The organism is Saccharopolyspora cebuensis, assembly GCF_039542665.1.
GTDB classification, from domain to species: Bacteria; Actinomycetota; Actinomycetes; order Mycobacteriales; family Pseudonocardiaceae; genus Saccharopolyspora; species Saccharopolyspora cebuensis.
This window is the reverse complement of record NZ_BAABII010000003.1, coordinates 56,971-73,461: the sequence shown is the minus strand read 5'-3', so window position 1 is coordinate 73,461 and position 16,491 is coordinate 56,971. Positions and strand designations below refer to the sequence as shown.

Genomic DNA, 16,491 nt, shown 5'->3' with positions numbered 1-16,491 from the left:
CACCTGGAACGGAGCGCTGGTGGCGCCCCTTCGGTTGGTCAGCCGATCGGGGTGTCAGCCGAAGAGGGCCGGGAGGGTGCCTTCCCAGGCCTCGCTGAGCTCGGCCAGCGGGATGTCGGCGACGCCTTGGACGTCCAGGCTCGACGAGCCGGAGTCGGCGACGCCGATCCGGGTCCAGGGCAGCTCCCGGGCGGTGCACATGTCGGTGAACCGCAGTTCCTCGCTGCGCGGGACGGCGACGAGCACCCGGCCCGCGGACTCGGAGAACAGCCAGACGAACGGGTCCGCGTCCTCGGGCAGCACCACCCGCGCGCCGCACTCGCCGATCAGCGCCGTCTCGACCAGGGCCTGCGCCAGGCCGCCCTCGGAGAGGTCGTGCGCCGCGGAGATCATGCCGTCGCGGGAGCCCGCCACGAGGACCTCGGCGAGCAGCTTCTCCCGCGCCAGGTCGACCTTCGGCGGGGTGCCGCCGAGGTGGTCGTGCGCGACGCGGGACCACTCGGATCCGCCGAACTCCTCGCGGGTCTCGCCGAGCAGCAGCAGCGTCTCGCCCTGCTCCCCGCCGATGCCGGTGGGGATGCGGCGGCTGACGTCGTCGATGGTGCCGAGCACGCCGACCACCGGGGTCGGCAGGATCGCCTTGTTCCCGGTCTGGTTGTAGAAGCTGACGTTGCCGCCGGTGACCGGGATGCCGAGCTCCTGGCAGCCGTCGGCGAGGCCGCGCACCGCCTGCTGGAACTGCCACATCACGCCCGGGTCCTCGGGCGAGCCGAAGTTCAGGCAGTTGGTCACCGCCATCGGGGTGGCGCCGGTGGTGGCCACGTTGCGGTAGGCCTCGGCCAGCGCCAGCTTCGCGCCCTCGTACGGGTCGAGCCGGGTGTAGCGGGAGTTGCAGTCGGTGGCGACGGCGATGCCCCGGCCGGTCTCCTCGTCGATCCGCAGCACCCCGCCGTCGGAGGGCTGGGCCAGCACGGTGTTGCCCCGCACGTAGCGGTCGTACTGGTCGGTGACCCACGCGCGGGAGCACAGGTTCGGCGAGGCGGCCATCCGCAGCAGGGTGTCCCGCAGTTCGTCCGGGGTGGACGGACGCGCCAGGGTGGCGGCGTTGTCCGCGGCGATCAGGTCCTGCTCGGCGGGGCGCTCGACCGGCCGCTCGTACACCGGGCCCTGGTGGGCGACGGTGCGCGGCGGCACGTCGACGACGAGCTCGCCCCGCCAGTCGATCCGCAGGTTCTCCTCGTCGGTGACCTCGCCGATCACGGTGGCGGTGACGTCCCACTTGCGGCAGACGTCCATGAAGGCGTCCACATCGGACGGGCGCACCACGGCGCACATCCGCTCCTGCGACTCGCTGGAGAGGATCTCGGCCGCGTTCATCCCGGTGGCGCGCAGCGGGACCTGGTCCAGGTCCACCCGCATCCCGCCGTCACCGGCCGCCGCGAGCTCCGAGGTCGCGCACGCCAGCCCGGCACCGCCGAGGTCCTGGATGCCCACGACCAGCCCGGAGTGGTACAGGTCCAGGCAGCACTCGATGAGCACCTTCTCGGCGAACGGGTCGCCGACCTGCACGCTGGGCAGCTTCTTGCGGCCGGAGCCGGACTCGTCGCCCTCGAAGGTCTCGGAGGCCAGCACCGACACCCCGCCGATGCCGTCCAGCCCGGTGCGGGCGCCGAACAGGACGATCTTGTTCCCGGTCCCGCTGGCGTGCGCGAGGTGCAGGTCGTCGACCTTCATCACGCCCACGCACATGGCGTTGACCAGCGGATTGCCCGCGTAGCAGTCGTCGAAGACGACCTCGCCGCCGATGTTGGGCAGCCCCAGGCAGTTGCCGTAGCCGCCGACCCCGGCGACCACGCCGGGCAGCACCCGGGCGGTGTCCTCGGCGTCGGCCGGGCCGAACCGCAGCGGGTCGGCCACCGCCACCGGCCGCGCGCCCATCGCCATGATGTCGCGGACGATGCCGCCGACCCCGGTCGCGGCGCCCTGGTAGGGCTCCACGTAGGACGGGTGGTTGTGGCTCTCCAGCTTGAAGGTCACCGCCCAGCCGTCGCCGATGTCCACCACCCCGGCGTTCTCGCCGATGCCCGCGAGCATCTTGGCGCGCATCTCGTCGGTGGTGGTCTCGCCGAAGTACTTCAGGTGCACCTTGGAGGACTTGTAGGAGCAGTGCTCGCTCCACATCACCGAGTACATCGCCAGCTCGGCCTCGGTCGGCCGGCGGCCCAGGATCTCCTTGATCCGGGCGTACTCGTCGTCCTTGAGCCCCAGCTCCTGGTAGGGCTGGGGGAGCTCGGGAGACGCCTTCGCGTGCTCCACGCTGTCGACGGCTGGGCCGTCGACGTCCACGATGTCGGTCACGCTGCCACCAGTGCGTCGAGGGCGGACAGGAACAGGCCGAGGCCGTCGTCGGTCGGGCCGGTCAGCGGGTCGATCGCGTGCTCCGGGTGGGGCATCATGCCCGCGACCCGGCCGCGCTCGTCGGTGATCCCCGCGATGCCGCGCTGCGAACCGTTCGGGTTGTCCCCGGCGTAGCGGAACAGCACCCGGCCGTCGCCTTCGAGCTGGTCGAGGACCGCGGCGTCGGCCATGTAGTTGCCCTCGCCGTGCTTGATCGGGATGAGCAGCTCGGCGCCCGCGTCGAAGCGGGTGGTCCAGGCGCTGGTGTTGTTCTCCACCTTCAGCCACTGGTCGCGGCAGACGTAGTGCAGCCCGGCGTTGCGGGTGAGCACGCCCGGCAGCAGACCGGCCTCGCAGAGGATCTGGAAGCCGTTGCACACGCCGAGCACCGGCATCCCGCGGTGCGCGGCGGTGACGACCTCGGTCATCACCGGGGCGAACTTCGCGATCGCGCCGCAGCGCAGGTAGTCGCCGTAGGAGAAGCCGCCGGGCACGACCACCGCGTCCACGCCCTTGAGGTCGTGGTCGGCGTGCCAGAGCGCCACGGCTTCCCCGCCGGCCCGCCGCACCGCCCGGGCGGCGTCCACGTCGTCGAGGGTTCCGGGGAAGGTGATGACCCCGATCCGCGCGCTCACGCCTCCACCCGCCGCACGGTGAAGTCCTCGATCACGGGGTTGGCGAGCAGGGTCTCGGCGATCTGGGCGAGCGTGTCGTCGTCGACGGAGTCGGCGACCTCCAGCTCGAAACGCTTCCCCTGCCGGACTCCGGAGATGCCGTCGAACCCGAGCCGCGGCAGCGCGTTGGCCACCGCCTGTCCCTGCGGGTCCAGGATCTCCTGCTTCGGCATGACGTCGACAACGACTCGGGCCACGGGTGCAGCTCCCGGTTTCCGTGCGGTCCGCCCGGGCAGGCAACGCAGCTCACTGCCGCCCGACGGATGGCCAGCAATACTGCCAAAGGGTAACTGAGCTGGGAGTTCACCCTCGCGGACAGGGGGTCGGTGGTGGCCTGCCTCACCCCGGGTGTTCAGCCCACAGCGAGAACCGTCGCCCTCGGCAGCCGATCGCGTGCAGTGTGTGCCCATGCGAATCCTGGTTCTGGGCGGAACGGCCTTCGTCGGGCGCGCGGTGGCCGCCGAGGCGGTGCGCCGCGGGCACGAGGTGACCTGCGCGGCGCGGGGCGTCAGCGGCGACGTGCCCGACGGCGCCGAGCTGGTCCGGGTGGACCGGCGGGAGGGCCTCGGCCCGCTGGTCGGCGCGGAGTTCGACGCCGTGGTGGACCTCGCCACCATGTCCTACGGCTACGTCCGCGACGCGCTGGCGTCGCTGCGGGCCGGGCACTGGACCTTCGTGTCCTCGATCAACGTCTACGCCGACACGCTCGTCCCGGGCCCCGAGGTGCTCGACCCGGTCACCGACGAGTCCACCGTCGAGGACTACGCCCAGCGCGACCCGGCGATCTACGGCGCCATCAAGGTGGCCTGCGAGAACGCCGTCCGCGCCGCGCACCCGGGCGCCTTCGTGGTCCGCCCCGGGCTGATCACCGGACCCGATGACAAGTCGGACCGGTTCGGCTACTGGGCGCAGCGGATGGCGCGCGGCGGCCGGGTGCTGGTGCCCGACGACCCCGAGCAGTCGATCCAGCACGTCGACGTGCGCGACCTGGTCGCCTGGGTGCTGGACGCCGCCGAGCACGGGCGGGGCGGCACGCACGACGCGATCGGACCGGCCGTCCCGCTGCGCGAGCTGCTCACCGACCTCGCCGACGCGGTGGCGCCGGCCGGCACCGAACTCGTCGCGGCGGCCCCGGCGGACCTGGCGGCGGCCGGGGTGCAGCCCTGGGGCGGCCCGAAGTCGCTACCGCTGTGGCTGCCGGACAGCCACCGGGGGCTGGCCGCCCGGGACGCCGGTCCGGTCCTGGCGGCCGGGCTCCCGGTCCGCCCGCTGGCCGACACGGCCCGCGCCGCGCTGGAGACCGAGCGCGCCCGCGGCATCGACCGGGAGCGCCGCGCCGGGCTCACCCCCGACGAGGAGGCCGAGCTCCTGCGCACCACGCCCACCCGCACCTGGTACACCCGGTGAGGACTCGCTCACCCGAACGTGAGATGAGTGAGGGGCACCCTTGCCCAAGTATCTGGGACAAGGGTGCCCCTCACCTCGTTCGGATCCGGGGCGAGGCTCACCCGGAAGGGTGCTGAGTGAGGGGCACCTCCACCCGGGTATGCCGGATGAAGGTGCCCCTCGCCCGGAACCTGCCGCGCGCTCGCCTCGCCTGGTGGTGCGGGAGGGTCGAAGGCGCCGACGCGGGTCCGATAGGCGGACGCTCAGGAAGGAGACGGTGTGCGGATCACTCATTACGGTCATTCGTGCGTGCTGGTGGAGGGTGACTCCGGTCGGGTGCTGATCGACCCGGGCACCTTCGCCTCGGACTTCGAGGGCCTGCGCGACCTCGACGCGGTGCTCGTCACCCACCAGCACGCCGACCACCTCGACGTGGACCGGCTGCCCGCGCTGCTCACCGCGAACCCGGACGCGCGGCTGGTCGCCGACGCCGACTCCGCCGGGTCGCTGGCCGACTCGGGGCTGGAGCCGAAGACCGCGCGCCCCGGGGACGCGCTGCGGCTCGGCGGGATGTCGATCGACGTGGTCGGCGGTGCGCACGCCGTCATCCACCCGGACATCCCGGTGATCGACAACGTGGGCTACGTCGTCGACGGCGGCGCCTTCTACCACCCGGGCGACTCGTTCTTCGTCCCCCAGCAGGAGATCGACGTGCTCGGCCTGCCGACCGGGGCGCCGTGGCTGAAGGTCTCCGAAGCGGTGGACTTCCTGCGCGAGGTGGCGCCGCGCTCGGCGGTGCCGATCCACGAGGCGGTGCTGGCCCGGCCCGAGATGCACTACGGGATGTTCGAGCGGCTGGGGCCGTCCGGCACCCGGATCGACGTGCTGGAGCGCGGCCGGGCCACCTCGGTCTGAACGCCGCCCGCCGGGCCGGCGCCCGGCCGCGAGGAGTCGGCCCCCGGTGCACTCGCTGCGGCGAGCGCCGGGGCCCGGCCTCCGGCCGATCAGTCGTCGCCGCGGTCGTCGTGGTCGTCGTCGTGCCGGTCGTCGCGGTCGTCATCGCGGTCGTCGCGGTCATCGCGGTCGTCGTCGAACCGGTCGTCCCGGTCGTCGTCCCGGTCGTCGTGCCGGTCGTCGCGGTCGTCGTCGTGCCGGTCGTCGACCTGGCCGGGTCGGCAGTCGTCGTCGAACCGGTCGTCCCGGTCATCGCGGTCGTCGAACCGGTCGTCCCGGTCGTCGTCCCGGTCGTCGTCGCGGCAGTCCTGCGGCGGGACCGGCGCGGGCGGCATCGGGGCCTGCGCCGCCACCGGGGCCGGGTCGGCGGGCACGGTGTCCTTGGCGATGGCCACGCCCGCCCCGCACAGCGCCGCCGCGGCGAGCGCCGCCGCCGGGATGATCACTGCCCGCTTCGCGTTCCGAATGCCCATGATGGTCACTTCCCCTCGTCTTCGTGCTGACAAGGACAAGCTTCGCGGCCGATCGTGAGTCTGCTCTGAAGTCCGGATGAAGGCGTTCTCATCCCACCGGCGGGCCGTTGCGCTGCGAGAACAGCCCGGCTCAGGACCGCTGTCGCCAATGGCCTGCGTGGCGGTGCGGGTGGCGGGACCTCAGCGGCCTGCTCGCTCCGGGCGCCCTTCTTGATGGATCGCCCTGCACGGCATCAGGGCGTCCTCGCGAGAAGGCCGCTGAGCGGTAACGTCCGAGCACGGGCGGCGGTGCAAGTTGACGGCCGCACCGCATGCGGCTCCGCCGCATCCCGAAAAGACCCCTCAGGCGGGCCAGTCGGCGAAGCGGTGTCCGGTGATCCGCTCGTAGGCCTCGACGTAGCGGTCCCGGGTGGCGGCCACGACGTGCTCGGGCAGCGGGGGCGGCGGGACGTCGGCGGCGCGGTCCCAGCCGGACTCCGCCGAGGTCAGCCAGTCGCGCACGTACTGCTTGTCGAACGAGGGCTGGACCCGTCCGGGCCGGTACTGGTCGGCGGGCCAGAAGCGGGAGGAGTCGGGGGTGAGCACCTCGTCACCGAGCACCAGCGATCCGTCGGCGCCGGTGCCGAACTCGAACTTGGTGTCGGCCAGCACCACGCCGCGCTCCCGGGCGTGCTCGGCGGCCCGGCGGTAGATCCGCAGGGTGAGGTCGCGCAGCTCGGCGGCGCGCTGCTCGCCCTCCTGGGCGGCGACGGCGGCGAAGCTGACGTTCTCGTCGTGGGCGCCCACCTCGGCCTTGGTGGCCGGGGTGAAGATCGGTTCGGGCAGCGCGGCGGACTCGACCAGCCCGTCGGGCAGCGGCACCCCGCAGACCGCGCCGGTGCGCTGGTAGTCGGCGAGCCCCGAGCCGGTGAGGTAGCCGCGCGCCACGCACTCCACCGGCACCATGTCCAGCCGCCGCACCAGCAGCGCCCGGCCGCGCACCTCGCCGGGGATGCGCGGGTCGTCGGCGGCGACCAGGTGGTTCGGCACCAGGTCGGCGAGCAGCTCGAACCAGAACACGCTCATCGCGGTGAGCACCCGGCCCTTGTCCGGGATCGGCGTGTCCAGCACGTGGTCGTAGGCCGAGATGCGGTCCGAGGCCACGAGCAGCAGGTGCTCGTCGTCGACGGCGTGCAGCTGGCGGACCTTGCCCGCGGCGATCAGGGGGTATTCGGCGAGTGCGACCACGGGCGGATTCTCACCCACCGGCCCCGCCACCGGTCGACCGGGTCGGTCGGGCACCGGCGGCTCGTCTGGCACGCTGATCGGCATGGTCACGCCAGACGCGCTCACCGCGGCCCGCCGCGCGAACATCGCTCCGTTCCAGGTGATGGAGGTGCTGACAGCGGCCGCCGCGCGCCAGCGCACGCACGGCGACGTGATCTCGCTGGCCGCGGGCCAGCCGTCGAGCCCCGCGCCGGAGGTGGTGCGCCAGGCCGCCGCCGAGGCGTTGCGGCAGCACCCGCTCGGCTACACCGAGCAGCTCGGGCTGCCCGAGCTGCGCGAGGCGATCGCCGGGCACTACGACCGCGCGCACGGCGTGCCGGTCGACCCGGCGGAGGTGGTGGTGACCACCGGCGCCTCCGGCGGCTTCCTGCTGGCCTTCCTCGCCGCCTTCGACGCGGGCGACCGGGTGGCGCTGGCCCGGCCCGGCTACCCCGCCTACCGGGGCATCCTGTCGGCGCTGGGCTGCGAGGTCGTGGAGCTGCCCTGCGACGAGTCGACCCGCTTCCAGCCGACCGCGGCGATGCTCGACGCGCTCGACGAGCCGGTGCAGGGGCTGGTGCTGGCCAGCCCGTCCAACCCGACCGGCACGGTGATCCCGGGGCCCGAGCTCGCCGAGCTGGTGGACTGGTGCCGGGCGCGCGGGGTGCGGCTGATCAGCGACGAGATCTACCACGGCATCAGCTACGCCGACGGCGAGCCGCCGCGCACCGCGCGGGAGCTGACCACCGAGGCGGTCGTGGTCAACTCCTTCTCGAAGCTCTGGTGCATGACCGGCTGGCGGCTCGGCTGGATGCTGGTGCCGCCCGAGCTGCGCCGCGCGGTGGATTCGCTGGCGGGCAACTTCGCGCTGTGCCCGCCCGCGCTGTCCCAGCACGCCGCGGTGGCGGCGTTCGACCCGGCCGCCACCGCCGAGGTCGAGGGCCACGTCGCGCGCTACCGCACCAACCGGGACCTGCTGCTCGACGGCCTCGCCGAGCTCGGCATCACCCGGGTCGCCCCCGCCGACGGCGCGTTCTACGCCTGGGCCGACGTCGGGCACCTCACCGACGACTCGACCGCGTTCTGCCGGGAGCTGCTCGACGACACCGGGGTCGCGGTGGTGCCGGGCGTGGACTTCGACCCGGTGGCCGGGCACCGCTACCTGCGGATCTCCTTCGCCGGCGACACCGACGCCATCGCCGGGGCCCTGGCCCGCCTCGGCGAACGGCTCCCGCGCCCCTGAGCCGGACCGGTCCCGCGCGCCGACCCTGAGATGTCCCTGGTCTTGGCCTCGTCCGGGTCCCATCAGCCCGTTCCTCTGGCAACCTGGGGTGAAGTCCCCCGGGCGAGCTGAGGTGCGTGGACGTGGTGTGGAAGGTGATCGGCGGGCTGCTGGTGCTGTGGCTCGTGCTGTCGGTGGCGGGAGCGGTGATCGAGGGCCTGTTCTGGCTCGCGGTGGTCGGCGGCGTGCTGTTCGCGGCCACCGCCGCCGTCGGCTGGGCCCGGGACCGCAAGAAGCTCGGCCCCTGAAGCCCCCGAACTGGGTCCCTCGACCAGGGTGAGGGGCACCTTCGTCCGACTATGCCGGATGAAGGTGCCCCTCACTCACAACCCGTCCGGGTGAATGGTGCCCGTTCGAGAGCCAGGTGAGGGGCCCCCTTGTCCCAGTTACTTGGGCAAGGGTGCCCCTCACTCACGACCCGTCCGGGCGAACGGTGCCGTTCGAGAGCGAGGTGAGGGGTCCTGGTCCCAGTGAGGAGTCCTTTCGGAATGCGGCGGAGCCGCATGCGGTGAGGCACGCAACCCGCACCGCCACGCAGATCATGGGCGGAAGCCGTCCCTGCGGGTCAGAGGACTTCGTGGGTGTGCAGGACGTCCCGGGCGGCCTCGGCTCCGGCCCAGTGGTGGGCGTGCAGGCCCGCCTGCAGGCCCGCTTCGACGTTGTCCGCGCGGTCGTCGAAGTAGACGCACCGGTCCGGGGTGGTGCCCAGGCCGGCGAGCAGGATCTGCCAGATCAGCGCCTCGGGTTTGACCACGCCGAGGTCGCCGGAGAACAGCAGGTGGTCGAAGCGCTCCGTCCACGGCTGCTGCTCGACGGCCCGGCCGAAGGACGCGGGCGCGTTGGACAGCAGGGCCAGCCGGACGTCCGCGCCCGCGAGGTCCTCGATCAGCTTGACCGTCTCCGGCGAGGTCTCCAGCCAGCCTTCGTTGTCCATCGCGGTGAGCCGCTGGGCCAGCGCGGCGTCGACCCGCAGCCCGAGCCGGTTGCCGATGGACATCCAGTACTCCAGGTCGGTGCGCCCCCGGTCGTAGGCGGTGCGCTCCGCCCAGTACGCCTCCTCGAACTCCCGCACCGGGGCCCCGAGCACGCCGGCGATGGACGGCAGCGCCGCGGTGCGCAGGCTGATCACCTCGCCGTAGTCGAAGACGACCCACCGCGTCATCGCTGACCTCCCTGGTCCTCCCCGATGCGGCGGAGCGCCTCGTCGACGTCCGCCTCGGTCACGTCCCGGTGCGTGACGAACCTGATCTTGCCCGCCATCGGCACCGCCAGCACTCCGAGCGCCCGCATCCGCGCCAGCGACAGCCGCACGTCCGGGACCGCGGCGAGCACGATGTTGGTCTGCGGCGTGGTGACGTCGAAGCCGAGCCCGGCGAGGCCGGTGGCCAGCCGCGCGGCGTGGGCGTGGTCCTCGGCGAGCTGGTCGATCCGCTTGAGCGCGATCAGCCCGGCCGCGGCGAGCACCCCGCCCTGCCGGACCCCGCCGCCGAGCGCCTTGCGCATCCGCCGCGCCTCGGCGATGAAGTCCCGGTCCCCGGCGAGGACGGAGCCCACCGGGGCGCCGAGCCCCTTGCTCAGGCACACCTGCGCGCTGTCCACCCCGACGGTGAGCGCGGCGGGCGGAACGCCGAGCGCGACCGAGGCGTTCCAGAGCCGGGCGCCGTCCAGGTGCACCGCGAGCCCGCCGTCGCGGGCCGCCGCGGCGAGCTGGGCGTGCTCGTGCGGGGGCACCACCGCGCCGCCCGCCTCGTTGTGGGTGTTCTCCAGGCACAGCAGCGTGGTGCGCAGCGCGTCGTAGCGGGCGCCGCCGTCGGCGGACGCCCGGATCACGTCGGGGGTGGGGCGGCCGGGTCCGGCGCTCCACTCCAGCGGGTCGGGCATCCCGCCCGCCAGCCAGGCCGCGGAGCCGAGCTCGTGGGTGAGCACGTGGGCGCCGCGCGGGGCCAGGAAGCGGTCGCCCCGGCGCAGGTGCAGGGCGAGCGCGATGAGGTTGCCCTGGGTGCCGGTGGGGACCCACAGGGCGGCGGCGGTGCCCAGCAACCGCGCCACCTCGTCCTCCAGGGCGCGCATGGTCGGGTCGTGGTCGAGCACGTCGTCGCCGACCTGCGCGGCGCTCATCGCCGCGTACATCGAGTCGTCGGGACGCGTGACCGTGTCGGAGCGGAGGTCGATCGGGGCCGGTTTGGTCACGAACAGATCACACCACACGGGGGCGGGGTGGGGGCAACGACCCGGCGCGACCGCTGCGGTATCAATCACGGGGTGGAACCGGGGGCCTGGACGTGCAACCGTTGCACCCGGGCGTTCCGTCCCAGACGTGCAGGCACGGACGAGCGGAGAGTTCCGCGTGGACCAACGCGAGGAGCAGGAGTTCGCGGAGTACTTCACGGCTCGGCGGGAGGCGGTGCGTCGGATGGCGTACATGATGTGCGGTGACTGGCACCGCGCGGACGACCTCGCCCAGACCGCGTTCATCGCGTTGCACCGGCACTGGCGCAAGGTCCGGGACAAGGGTGCGCTGGACGCCTACGTGCGGCGCATCCTGACCCGGGCGGTGATCGACGAGTCGCGGCGGCCGTGGCGGCGGGAGCGCGCCACGGAGGTGCTGCCGGACCGGCCCGCCGATTCCGGCTCGGTGTCGGACGCGGTGGCGACCAAGCAGACCTTGCTCGCGGGCCTGCAGCAGGTGCCGCCGAAGCAGCGCGCCGTGCTGGTGCTGCGATTCCTGGAGGGCCTCGACGTCAGCGGTGTCGCCGAGGTGATGCGGTGCAGCGAGGGCACGGTCAAGAGCCAGTGCGCTCGCGGCCTGACCGCGCTGCGGGAAGCCCTGGGGGACCAGCTCGGCGACCTGCGGTCGGCGTGAGGAGGTGCGTGAGGTGGACGATCGCGAACTGCGCGAGCTGTTCCGGGAAGCGGTGTCCGCGGCCCCCGAGTCGTCGTTCGACGAGCGGGACGTCGCGCGGGCGTCGCGCCGGATCACCGCGCGGCGGCGGATCGCCGCCGCTGGGGGGACGTTCGCGGCCGCGGCCGTGCTGGTCGGCGGCCTCGGCTGGGCGACGGGGATGTTCGGCGGTGATCAGCAGCAGACCGCCGCGGTGGCCCAGCGCACCGCGCCCCCGCCCGCGGAGAGCACCGGTCCGGGGGTGCTGATGGAGCCGATGACCCGGTCGGCGGCGTGCGGCCCGCCGGACGCCCAGCTGGCGGCGGCGGTGGCGGCGGAGTTGCCCGCGGTGGCGGCGACCTCGCCGGTCCCGGCCGACGGCCCGTGCCCGCCCGGCACCCGCGCGGCGAAGTTCGTGCTCCGCGACGGGGCGGCGGCGGGGACCGTGACGGTGTCGGTGGTGCCGTCCCCGGAGGGCGCCGAGGCGACCGACGTGCGGCACCCGGACGGGGCGCAGGAGGCCGTCCGGCAGACCCGCAGCGGGCAGCGCCTGGTGGTGGTCAGCCGCCCGGACGCGGGGTCGACCGCGCCTTACGGCGAGCGCATCCCGCTGCTGGCCGGGGACCTCGCCGCGCGCTACTGAACCTGCACCACCGGGCGGCTCCGGTTTCAATGGAGCCGCCCGTGGTGCCCTCGCTCACCAGAATGGTACGCAAGTACCAGATTATCGGTACGGTGGTGCCAATCTGTTCCCGCGAGGAAGGTGGTGGCCTCCGATGGCCTGGATCGTGCTGATGATCTCGGGGGTGCTCGAGGCCGGCTGGGCGATCTCGCTGAAGCTGTCCAACGGGTTCACCCGGCTGTGGCCTTCGCTGTCGTTCGCGGTCCTGGCGACGCTGAGCTTCGCGGGCCTGGCGTGGGCGATGCGGGTGCTGCCCGCCGGACCCGCCTACGCGGTGTGGACCGGCATCGGCGCCGCCCTGACGGCCGTCATCGGGATGGTGTGGCTCAACGATCCGGTGACGACGATCAAGATCGTGTCGATCATGCTCATCCTGGCCGGCGTCGTGGGCCTCAACCTCTCCGGCGGCCACTGACCACCCGTTCAGGTGATCTCGTTCCAGGTGAGGGGCACCCTTGCCCAAGTAACCGGGACAAGGGTGCCCCTCACTCACCAACCTTTCGGGTGAAACGGGTGCTGGTGGGCGCCGGAGGGGCGTGACCGGTGCGGCGGTGGGGCGGAAGGGGAGGATTAGGATGCGTCGGCATGACTTCGGCCAGCACTCCCAAAGGTGAGCGACGGCGGCAGGCGCTGGTCGAGGCCGCGGCCGAGCTGCTGGCGGAGGGCGGCTTCGAAGCGGTGCGGCACCGCGCCGTCGCCGAGCGCGCCGGGCTGCCGCTGGCGTCGACCACGTACTACTTCTCGTCGCTGGACGACCTGACCGCGGCGGCGGTGGAGCACGAGAGCCGCAAGGAGCTCGACGACGCCCGCGCGGAGCTCGACACCCTGGCGGAGCGCCCCCGCGGCACCGAGGTGGTCACCGAGCTGGTGCTCGACCTGCTGCTGGGCGCCCGGTCCCGGGACGGCGGGGCGGAGTCGGTGCTGCTGCGCTACGAGCGGTTCGTCGGCTCGCCGCGCCGCCCCTACCTGGCGCCGCTGATGCGCGAGCTCGGCGCCGAGCTCCAGGACCTGCTCGTCGAGATCTTCACCCGCAGCGGGATGCCGGTGGACCGGGAACGGCTGCGGGTGCTGACCTTCCTGGTGGACGGCGCGGTGGTGAACGCCCTCATCGAGAGCGCCCCCGACCCGCGCGCCGCGGCCCGCCGGGTGCTGCGCGCTCAGCTCGGCTGAGCCAACCGGTGCAGCGCGGCGTAGGAGCCGTCCGCCGCCATCAGCTCCTCGTGCGAGCCCAGCTCGGCGATCCGGCCGTCGGCGAGCACCGCCACCCGGTCGGCGTCCCGGGCGCTGTGCAGCCGGTGCGCGATGGCGATGACGGTGCGCCCGGCGAGCAGCCGGGCCAGCGCGCTCTCCAGGTGCCGCGAGGTGCCGGTGTCCAGCAGCGAGGTCGCCTCGTCCAGCACCACCACCTGCGGGTCGGCCAGCAGCACCCGGGCCAGCGCGAGCTGCTGGGCGCGCGCCGCGGGCACCGGGTGGCCGCCGCTGCCGAGCGCGGTGTCCAGCCCGTCCGGCAGCGAGTCGACCCAGTCCCGCAGGCCCACGTCGTGCAGCGCGGCCAGCAGGTCGGCGTCCGCCCACTCCCCGGCGACGTCGGACAGCGCCACGTTCTCCCGCAGCGTCGCGGCGAACACGTGGTGCTCCTGGGTCAGCAGCAGCACCGCGCGGCGCCGCCGCTCGGGGGCCAGGTCGGTGATCTCCACCCCGCCGAAGGTGACCGAGCCGCTGTCCGGCGCGCTGATCCCGGCGATCAGCCGCGCCACCGTCGACTTGCCCGCGCCGGAGGGGCCGACCACCACCAGCCGCGACCCGGCGGGCACCGCCAGGTCGATGCCGTGCAGCACCTCGCGTCCGGTGCGGTAGCTGAACCGGACGTCGCGCAGCTCCAGGTCGCCGGGTCCGACCGGCCTGGCGTCCTCGGGTTCCGGGTCGGCGCGCACGCCGAGGATGCGGCGCAGCGCCGCCCCGCCGACCTGGAGCTCGTCGACCCACATGAACAGGTCGTCGAAGGGCTCCGACAGCGACTCGGCGTAGAGCACCACCGTGGTGATGGTGCCGAGCTCGGCGATCCCGGCCTGGTAGGCCCAGCCGCCGAGCAGCAGGATCGCGGCGACCGGCAGCAGGTAGGACAGGTCCAGCAGCGGCAGCCAGCGGGCGAGCAGGCCGCGGTGCCTGCGCTCCAGCGCGACGGCGTCGCCGAGCACCCGCTCGTTGTGCGCGGTGCGGCGGTCGGCCAGCCGCAGCGATTCCACCGCCCGGCCGCCGTGCACCGATTCGTGCAGCCCGGCGTTGACCCGGGCCCACCCGGCGAGCTTGGCCTCCACGACCGGCTGGGCGCGCCCGTAGTACCAGCGGGTGCTGAGCAGCATCACCGGCACCGCGGCGAGCATCCCGCAGGCCAGCAGCGGTGAGGTGAGCAGCATCGCCGCCGCGGTGAGCACGATCGCCAGCACCGCCGCGGTGATCTCCGGGACGGCGTCGCGGACGGTGTGGTCGAGCCGGTTGACGTCGCTGGTCGAGCGGGTCAGCAGGTCGCCGGTGCCGGCGGCTTCGACGGTGCCCAGCGGCATCCGCAGCGCGTTGGCCACGACGTCCTCGCGGGACCGCGCGAGCAGGTGCTCGCCCAGCACGCCCGCGCGCAGTTGCGCGGAGCGCTCCAGCTGCGCGTGCACCACCAGGACCAGCAGGAACGCCCCGGCGAGCAGGTCCACCCGCACCGTCGGGGCGCCCGAGACCACGGCGTCGACGATCCAGCCGATGAGCTGCGGGGCGACCAGCCCGAGCAGGGTGGAGGCGGCGAACAGCGCGGAGGTGGCGGCGAACCGGCGCCGGTGTTCGGTCAGGGTCCGCCACACCCAGCGGCGGACCTCGGCGTGCGGGGCCAGCGGCAGCGGCTCGCTCACGGCGTCCCCCCCGGGGTGGTGTCGGCGACGGCCTTCCACAGCGGGCTCTGGGTGAGCACCACCGTGGTGCGCCCGCTGCGCAGGTCCCGCACCCGCTGGGCGATCCGCTGCTCGCTGTGCGCGTCGACCGCCGAGGTCGGGTCGTCGAGCACCAGCACGTCGGCGTCCGCGCACAGCGCTCGGGCCAGCACCAGCCGTTGCCGCTGACCGCCGGACAGCGAGCGGCCGAGTTCGTCGAGCTCGGCGTCGCCGGGCAGCGCGGCGAGCACGTCGGCGGCGTCGGCGGCGTGCAGCGCGGTGTCCACCGGCACCGGCGTGCCCTGGTCCACCTCGGCGCGCGCGGGTCCGGAGAACAGCGGGTCCTGGTTGTGCACGAGCACGATGCGGCGGCGCAGCTCGGCGGGTTCGACGTCGGCCAGCCGCACCCCGCCGGCCAGCACGCCGCCGCCGATCGGGTGCCCGGCGAGCCGTTCGGCCAGCGCTGAGCCGCCCTCGCCCGCGTCGATCACGGTGAGCTGCCCGGCGGGGGCCTTGAGCTCGTCGTCCTGGAGGTCCAGCGCGCCGGGCGGCAGCGGCACCGGGTGCGGCGGCGCGGCGGCGTCGGGTTCGAGGTTGAGCAGGTCGCGGATGCGGTCGGCGGCCACCAGCGCGACGGCGTAGGAGTTGGCGGCCTCGGTCGCGGTGCTCACCGGGATCACCAGGAACGCCGAGATGCCGTAGAAGGCGACGAGTTCGCCGACGCTGATGGTGCCGTTGAGGGCGAGCCGGGCGCCGAGCCAGGTCACCAGCACCGTGACGAGCCCGGGCAGCAGCACCTCGGCGCCTTCCAGCCAGGACTCGGCGCGCACCGCCGCCACCCCGGCGGTGCGCATCCGCTCGCTGCGCTCCTGGAAGCGCCGCCGGAAGCGCGCCTCGCCGCCGAGCCCGCGCAGCACGCGCAGCCCGGCCACGATGTCGGCGGCCATCGAGGTGACCGCCGAGAACCGCTCGCGCTGCACCTCCTCGCGCCGCTGGTACGGGATCAGCAGCGGTGCGATGCCCGCGGTGGCCAGCGGGATGCCGATCAGCACGATCAGCCCGAGCAGCGGGGAGATGTAGAGCACCGCCACGGCGGCGACGGCGAAGGACACCAGCGCCCCGGTCAGCCGCCCGGTCACCTCGAAGAAGGTGGCGACCTCGGTGATGTCCGAGCCGCCCGCGGTGACCACCTCGCCGGTGCCGACCCGGCGGGTGGTGGTGCCGCCGAGGCGGACGACGTGGTCGTGCACCAGCCGTTGCGAGGTCTCCGCGCCGTGGATCCACGACGAGTGCGCGGCCCAGGTCAGCAGCGCCGAACCGGCGGCCTGGGTGAACCCGAGCAGCACCACGACCCCGGCCCAGGCCAGCAGCGCGGACACCGAGCCCGCGCGGATGCCGCTGTCGATGGCGGCGCCGACGACCAGCGGGAGCACCGCGGTGGGCAGCATCCACAGCGCCCCGGACACGGCGGTGAGCAGCAGCAATCCGGGGCGTTGGCGCAGCAGGGACCAGAGGAGGCGCGCGGGGCCTCGGGTGTCGACCATGGCCGGTTCACGCTAGTGCGGGCCGTGACCGCGGAGCCACCGATTTACCGACTCGGTC

General features: G+C 73.9%; 17 protein-coding genes. 8 read left to right on the top strand and 9 right to left on the bottom strand.

What is annotated here, in order from left to right:
* Window positions 1-54: 54 nt before the first annotated feature.
* The 3 genes from purL to purS are packed head-to-tail and all read right to left on the bottom strand — an operon-like array spanning window position 55 to window position 3,268.
* A complete protein-coding gene (purL, locus tag ABD976_RS03055; RefSeq protein WP_345356742.1) occupies window positions 55-2,358 on the bottom strand; it encodes a phosphoribosylformylglycinamidine synthase subunit PurL in 2,304 nt (767 codons plus the stop codon).
* The gene (purQ, locus tag ABD976_RS03050) at window positions 2,355-3,032 is read right to left on the bottom strand and encodes a phosphoribosylformylglycinamidine synthase subunit PurQ (RefSeq protein WP_345356739.1); all 678 of its coding nucleotides are present in this window, start codon (window positions 3,030-3,032) and stop codon (window positions 2,355-2,357) included. Before purQ ends, purL begins: the two co-directional genes overlap by 4 nt.
* Complete coding sequence (purS, locus tag ABD976_RS03045; protein WP_345356736.1) at window positions 3,029-3,268, bottom strand: phosphoribosylformylglycinamidine synthase subunit PurS; 240 nt, start codon at window positions 3,266-3,268, stop codon at window positions 3,029-3,031. Before purS ends, purQ begins: the two co-directional genes overlap by 4 nt.
* 211 nt (window positions 3,269-3,479) lie before the next feature.
* Between purS and ABD976_RS03040 the strand changes: the two genes are divergently transcribed.
* Both ABD976_RS03040 and ABD976_RS03035 read left to right on the top strand, forming a co-directional pair.
* On the top strand, window positions 3,480-4,478 hold the full coding sequence (locus ABD976_RS03040; protein WP_345356733.1) for an NAD-dependent epimerase/dehydratase family protein: 999 nt from the start codon (window positions 3,480-3,482) through the stop codon (window positions 4,476-4,478).
* A 258-nt stretch (window positions 4,479-4,736) separates the two neighbouring features.
* The gene (locus tag ABD976_RS03035; protein ID WP_345356730.1) at window positions 4,737-5,372 is read left to right on the top strand and encodes an MBL fold metallo-hydrolase; all 636 of its coding nucleotides are present in this window, start codon (window positions 4,737-4,739) and stop codon (window positions 5,370-5,372) included.
* Between the two features lie 89 nt (window positions 5,373-5,461).
* Here the strand turns inward: ABD976_RS03035 and ABD976_RS03030 are convergent, their stop codons facing one another.
* Together ABD976_RS03030 and ABD976_RS03025 are read right to left on the bottom strand one after the other, a co-directional pair.
* Window positions 5,462-5,884 carry an ATPase gene (locus ABD976_RS03030; protein ID WP_345356727.1) on the bottom strand — a complete coding sequence of 141 codons (423 nt, stop codon included), beginning with the start codon at window positions 5,882-5,884 and terminating at the stop codon, window positions 5,462-5,464.
* A 342-nt stretch (window positions 5,885-6,226) separates the two neighbouring features.
* The gene (locus ABD976_RS03025; protein WP_345356724.1) at window positions 6,227-7,111 is read right to left on the bottom strand and encodes a phosphoribosylaminoimidazolesuccinocarboxamide synthase; all 885 of its coding nucleotides are present in this window, start codon (window positions 7,109-7,111) and stop codon (window positions 6,227-6,229) included.
* An 82-nt stretch (window positions 7,112-7,193) separates the two neighbouring features.
* Here ABD976_RS03025 and ABD976_RS03020 point away from each other — a divergent pair, with 82 nt between their 5' ends.
* Together ABD976_RS03020 and ABD976_RS03015 are read left to right on the top strand one after the other, a co-directional pair.
* The gene (locus ABD976_RS03020; protein WP_345356721.1) at window positions 7,194-8,372 is read left to right on the top strand and encodes a pyridoxal phosphate-dependent aminotransferase; all 1,179 of its coding nucleotides are present in this window, start codon (window positions 7,194-7,196) and stop codon (window positions 8,370-8,372) included.
* Between the two features lie 122 nt (window positions 8,373-8,494).
* Window positions 8,495-8,659, top strand: a complete 165-nt coding sequence (locus ABD976_RS03015; RefSeq protein WP_345356718.1) for a hypothetical protein — start codon at window positions 8,495-8,497, stop codon at window positions 8,657-8,659.
* A gap of 317 nt (window positions 8,660-8,976) precedes the next feature.
* On the opposite strand, the gene ABD976_RS03010 is transcribed toward ABD976_RS03015, so the two are convergent.
* Both ABD976_RS03010 and ABD976_RS03005 read right to left on the bottom strand, forming a co-directional pair.
* Window positions 8,977-9,573: an HAD family hydrolase gene (locus ABD976_RS03010; RefSeq protein ID WP_345356715.1), complete on the bottom strand. Its 597-nt coding sequence runs from the start codon at window positions 9,571-9,573 to the stop codon at window positions 8,977-8,979.
* Window positions 9,570-10,601: a threonine aldolase family protein gene (locus ABD976_RS03005; protein ID WP_345356712.1), complete on the bottom strand. Its 1,032-nt coding sequence runs from the start codon at window positions 10,599-10,601 to the stop codon at window positions 9,570-9,572. The genes ABD976_RS03010 and ABD976_RS03005 overlap by 4 nt, the downstream gene beginning before the upstream one ends.
* Before the next feature lie 157 nt (window positions 10,602-10,758).
* Between ABD976_RS03005 and ABD976_RS03000 the strand changes: the two genes are divergently transcribed.
* From ABD976_RS03000 to ABD976_RS02985, 4 genes are all read left to right on the top strand, one after another.
* Entirely contained in the window at window positions 10,759-11,274 is a 516-nt protein-coding gene (locus ABD976_RS03000) for a SigE family RNA polymerase sigma factor (protein ID WP_345356709.1), read from the top strand.
* A 13-nt stretch (window positions 11,275-11,287) separates the two neighbouring features.
* Complete coding sequence (locus tag ABD976_RS02995) at window positions 11,288-11,935, top strand: hypothetical protein (RefSeq protein WP_345356706.1); 648 nt, start codon at window positions 11,288-11,290, stop codon at window positions 11,933-11,935.
* Between the two features lie 133 nt (window positions 11,936-12,068).
* Window positions 12,069-12,389 (top strand): DMT family transporter, encoded by a 321-nt coding sequence (locus ABD976_RS02990; RefSeq protein WP_345356703.1) that lies wholly within the window; start codon window positions 12,069-12,071, stop codon window positions 12,387-12,389.
* A 170-nt stretch (window positions 12,390-12,559) separates the two neighbouring features.
* Window positions 12,560-13,144: a TetR/AcrR family transcriptional regulator gene (locus ABD976_RS02985; protein WP_345356700.1), complete on the top strand. Its 585-nt coding sequence runs from the start codon at window positions 12,560-12,562 to the stop codon at window positions 13,142-13,144.
* On the opposite strand, the gene ABD976_RS02980 is transcribed toward ABD976_RS02985, so the two are convergent.
* Both ABD976_RS02980 and ABD976_RS02975 read right to left on the bottom strand, forming a co-directional pair.
* Window positions 13,132-14,871 (bottom strand): ABC transporter ATP-binding protein, encoded by a 1,740-nt coding sequence (locus tag ABD976_RS02980; protein ID WP_345356697.1) that lies wholly within the window; start codon window positions 14,869-14,871, stop codon window positions 13,132-13,134. The genes ABD976_RS02985 and ABD976_RS02980 overlap by 13 nt on opposite strands.
* Window positions 14,868-16,433, bottom strand: coding sequence for an ABC transporter transmembrane domain-containing protein (locus ABD976_RS02975; RefSeq protein WP_345356694.1), 1,566 nt, complete (start codon window positions 16,431-16,433; stop codon window positions 14,868-14,870). The genes ABD976_RS02980 and ABD976_RS02975 overlap by 4 nt, the downstream gene beginning before the upstream one ends.
* Between the last annotated feature and the right edge of the window lie 58 nt (window positions 16,434-16,491).

Coding starts and splice junctions, on each gene's coding strand:
- ABD976_RS02990 (WP_345356703.1), top strand. CDS start 12,069: ATGGCCTGGATCGTGCTGATGATCTCGGGGGTGCTCGAGGCCGGCTGG.
- ABD976_RS03040 (WP_345356733.1), top strand. CDS start 3,480: ATGCGAATCCTGGTTCTGGGCGGAACGGCCTTCGTCGGGCGCGCGGTG.
- ABD976_RS02975 (WP_345356694.1), bottom strand. CDS start 16,433: ATGGTCGACACCCGAGGCCCCGCGCGCCTCCTCTGGTCCCTGCTGCGC.
- ABD976_RS03020 (WP_345356721.1), top strand. CDS start 7,194: ATGGTCACGCCAGACGCGCTCACCGCGGCCCGCCGCGCGAACATCGCT.
- ABD976_RS02985 (WP_345356700.1), top strand. CDS start 12,560: ATGACTTCGGCCAGCACTCCCAAAGGTGAGCGACGGCGGCAGGCGCTG.
- ABD976_RS03030 (WP_345356727.1), bottom strand. CDS start 5,884: ATGGGCATTCGGAACGCGAAGCGGGCAGTGATCATCCCGGCGGCGGCG.
- ABD976_RS03010 (WP_345356715.1), bottom strand. CDS start 9,573: ATGACGCGGTGGGTCGTCTTCGACTACGGCGAGGTGATCAGCCTGCGC.